General features: G+C 44.3%; 2 protein-coding genes. One reads left to right on the top strand and one right to left on the bottom strand.

All coding sequences use genetic code 11. The features are described from left to right. Positions 1-142: 142 nt before the first annotated feature. Positions 143-958, top strand: a complete 816-nt coding sequence (aph(3')-Ia, locus tag HX005_RS19485; RefSeq protein ID WP_000018323.1) for an aminoglycoside O-phosphotransferase APH(3')-Ia — start codon at positions 143-145, stop codon at positions 956-958. A gap of 136 nt (positions 959-1,094) precedes the next feature. Here the strand turns inward: aph(3')-Ia and HX005_RS19480 are convergent, their stop codons facing one another. Next, complete coding sequence (locus HX005_RS19480) at positions 1,095-1,496, bottom strand: LysR substrate-binding domain-containing protein (protein ID WP_001183556.1); 402 nt, start codon at positions 1,494-1,496, stop codon at positions 1,095-1,097. Positions 1,497-1,559 lie beyond the last annotated feature (63 nt).

Genomic DNA, 1,559 nt, shown 5'->3' with positions numbered 1-1,559 from the left:
TGAATGGGTTCATGTGCAGCTCCATCAGCAAAAGGGGATGATAAGTTTATCACCACCGACTATTTGCAACAGTGCCGATAAAAATATATCATCATGAACAATAAAACTGTCTGCTTACATAAACAGTAATACAAGGGGTGTTATGAGCCATATTCAACGGGAAACGTCTTGCTCGAGGCCGCGATTAAATTCCAACCTGGATGCTGATTTATATGGGTATAGATGGGCTCGCGATAATGTCGGGCAATCAGGTGCGACAATCTATCGATTGTATGGGAAGCCCGATGCGCCAGAGTTGTTTCTGAAACATGGCAAAGGTAGCGTTGCCAATGATGTTACAGATGAGATGGTCAGACTAAACTGGCTGACGGCATTTATGCCTCTTCCGACCATCAAGCATTTTATCCGTACTCCTGATGATGCATGGTTACTCACCACTGCGATCCCCGGGAAAACAGCATTCCAGGTATTAGAAGAATATCCTGATTCAGGTGAAAATATTGTTGATGCGCTGGCAGCGTTCCTGCGCCGGTTGCATTCGATTCCTGTTTGTAATTGTCCTTTTAACAGCGATCGCGCATTTCGTCTCGCTCAGGCGCAATCACGAATGAATAACGGTTTGGTTGATGCGAGTGATTTTGATGACGAGCGTAATGGCTGGCCTGTTGAACAAGTCTGGAAAGAAATGCATAAGCTTTTGCCATTCTCACCGGATTCAGTCGTCACTCATGGTGATTTCTCACTTGATAACCTTATTTTTGACGAGGGGAAATTAATAGGTTGTATTGATGTTGGACGAGTCGGAATCGCAGACCGATACCAGGATCTTGCCATCCTATGGAACTGCCTCGGTGAGTTTTCTCCTTCATTACAGAAACGGCTTTTTCAAAAATATGGTATTGATAATCCTGATATGAATAAATTGCAGTTTCATTTGATGCTCGATGAGTTTTTCTAATCAGAATTGGTTAATTGGTTGTAACACTGGCAGAGCATTACGCTGACTTGACGGGACGGCGCTTCCCTACCCTCATGGCCGCCTCCCAGGAATCGACCCAGGTGCTTATCGTGGACATAATCCTTTACTCATAAATTTATCTTATTCCATTATTGTACCTGTCACGCAAAACTTGCAGAAAAGCCATAAACGCAGGAGAATCCTGTCGGCGGTGAGGATAATAAATATGGTAGCCGTCAAAATATGGACACCACTCGGTCAGAACAGCAATCAGCTTGCCGCTTTTGATATATCCATCTGCAACATACTCGGGAATATAGGCAATCCCCAGCCCGTCTAATGCTGCATCGAGCTGATGAATCGTGCTGTTCGCAATATATTGCCCTTTGACTTTCAGACTGAATTTCTGAGCATCTTTCTCGAATTCCCAGGCGTACAATCCACTCGTATCAGAATAGCGGACGTTAATGCAGTTGTGGTTCAAAAGATCCTGCGGCTTCCTGGGCTTAGCATAACGCTTAAAATGGCACTGTTGCAAAGTTAGCGATGAGGCAGCCTTTTGTCTTATTCAAAGGCCTTACATTTCAAAAACTCTGCTTAC

This window comes from Acinetobacter sp. R933-2 (genome assembly GCF_030325485.1).
Taxonomy (GTDB): Bacteria; Pseudomonadota; Gammaproteobacteria; order Pseudomonadales; family Moraxellaceae; genus Acinetobacter; species Acinetobacter sichuanensis.
Note: the sequence above shows the minus strand (reverse complement) of the source record. Positions and strands in the feature narration are given on the sequence as shown.